At 76.1% G+C, this 2,188-nt stretch carries 1 protein-coding gene and 1 pseudogene; one reads left to right on the plus strand and one right to left on the minus strand.

Annotated elements, in window-relative coordinates:
• Positions 1-191: 191 nt before the first annotated feature.
• Positions 192-2,021, minus strand: a complete 1,830-nt coding sequence (locus tag AB0E96_RS40550; RefSeq protein WP_359831794.1) for a non-ribosomal peptide synthetase — start codon at positions 2,019-2,021, stop codon at positions 192-194.
• Between the two features lie 40 nt (positions 2,022-2,061).
• Here AB0E96_RS40550 and AB0E96_RS40555 point away from each other — a divergent pair.
• A pseudogene (locus AB0E96_RS40555) lies at positions 2,062-2,188 on the plus strand (DnaB-like helicase C-terminal domain-containing protein); the annotation flags it as partial.

Genomic DNA, 2,188 nt, shown 5'->3' on the forward strand with positions numbered 1-2,188 from the left:
GGCCCCGAAATAGACTACCCGCAGTGACCGATAACGAATCGTGACCAATGGATTTTCGACACCCGATAAAGCAATTCGGCCACCTTTTCGGGTAGCCCCGCCGCGCCCGACCCGCCGGGGCCGGGCGGCCGGCGGTCGGTTGGCCGGGGCCGGTGGGAGGCCGGGGCCGGTGGGCGGCCGGACCGCCGGGATCAGGTGGCGGCGAGGCCGTCCTCGGCCTCCAGCTCGGCGAGCAGCTGCGCCAGGTCGTCCGGGTCGGTCCCCTCGGCCTGGAGCTGCACCACCCGCAGGGCCAACTCGGCGACGGTGGGCGCCTCGTAGAAGACCCGCAGCGGGACGTCCACCAGGCAGGTCTCGCGCACCCGGGCGGCGAACCGGGCGGCCAGCAGCGAGTGCAGGCCGAGGTCGAACAGGTTGTCGTGGACGCCGACGGCCGGCAGGCCGAGCAGTTCGCCCGCCAGTTCCGCGATCTCCCGCTCGGTGGGGGTGCTCGGGGCCGCCGCCGCGCCGCCGGTCAGCTCGGAGCGGCCGGGCCTGGGCAGCGCGCCGCGGTCGAGCTTGCCGTTGCCGTTCAGCGGCAGTGCGGGCAGCAGCACGACGGCCGAGGGCACCAGGTACCCGGGCAGCCGCTCGCGCAGCGCGGCGCGCAGTTCGAGGGCGTCGGGTGCGGCGCCGGGGGCGGCGACCGCGTAGCCGACCAGGCGCTTCTCGCCCGGCTCGTCCTCGCGGACCACCACCGCCGCGGCGCCGACGCCGGGCAGTTCGGCGAGCCGGGCCTCCACCTCGCCGGGTTCGATCCGGTGGCCGCGGATCTTCACCTGCTGGTCCGCGCGGCCGATGAACTCCACGGTCCCGTCGGTCAGGTGGCGGGCGAGGTCGCCGGTGCGGTAGAGCCGGGCGCCGGGCTCACCGTACGGGTCCGGGACGAAGCGCTCGGCGGTCAGGCCCGGCCGGCCCAGGTAGCCGCGGCCCACGCCGGTGCCGCCGAGGAACATCTCGCCGGGGGAACCGATCGGCACCGGGTTCCCGGCCGGGTCCAGCAGGTAGACGGCGGTGTTGGGCAGCGGCCGGCCGATCGGCAGGCCGTCGGCGGCCACCGGCTCGCCGGTCACCCGCAGGGTGGCCGAGGTGCAGGTCACCTCGGTGAGCCCGTACACGTGCACCAGCGGGACGCCGAGGCGCTGCCACACGGTCAGGAGGTCCCGGCGCACCCGCTCGCCGCCCATCGCGACGAACCGCAGGTCCGGCGGCAGGGCGGCGCCGGTGCGCGCCAACTCGGCGGTCCAGTCGTGCCAGTAGGCGGTGGTGAGCTCCAGGCCGGTGATCCGGTGCTCCGCCAGGTAGCGGGTCAGGTCGGTGCCGCGGGCGAGCAGCCGGGCGCCGGGGAGCACCACGGTCGCTCCGGCCGCCAGGGCCGGGAACAGCTCCTCGACGAGGACGTCGAAGCCGGTGGACGCCAGCTGCAGGAAGCGGTCGCCGGGGGCGAGGCGGAACTCCTCGGCCATCGCCAGGGTGAAGTTGACCAGGCCCCGGTGGGTGAACATCGAGCCCTTGGGGGTGCCGGTGGTGCCGGAGGTGAAGAACACGCAGGCCAGCGCCTCCGGTTCGGTCGCCGTGGCGGCCGGGACGGGCCCGGCCGGCGCGCCCGGCTCGGCCGGCTCCTCGATCGGGGCCACCGTGAGCCCGGCCGGCAGCGGGTGGGCGGTGGGCCCGTCGGTGAGCACCAGCCGGGCGCCGGACAGCTCCAGCAGCAGGCTCAGCCGGGCCTCGGGCAGCTCCGGGTCCAGCGTGGTGAAGGCCGCCCCGGCCTTGAGCACGCCGAGCAGGGCGGTCACCAGCCGCGGGGTCGGGGCCGCGCGCACCGCGACCACGCTGCCCTCGCCGACCCCGAGTACGCGCAGCCGGGCGGCGCAGCGCTCGGCTGCGGCCTCCAACTCGGCGTAGCTGGTGGTGCGGCCCTCGTGCTCCAGCGCCGGAGCGCCGGGGGAGCGGGCCGCGGCCGCCGCGACGAGCTCGTGCAGGCCGGTGGCCGGGACGGGGCGGGCGGTGTCGTTCCACGTGCTGAGGACGGTGCGGCGCTCCTCGGCGTCGAGCCGGCGGGCCGAGAACCGTCAGCAGGAGGTCTCGGACATGTCCCGAAACCTCAAGCTGCTGGCCAAGGAGCTGGAAGTCCCGGTCATCACGCTCT

The organism is Kitasatospora sp. NPDC036755 (assembly GCF_040636595.1).
Lineage (GTDB): Bacteria > Actinomycetota > Actinomycetes > Streptomycetales > Streptomycetaceae > Kitasatospora.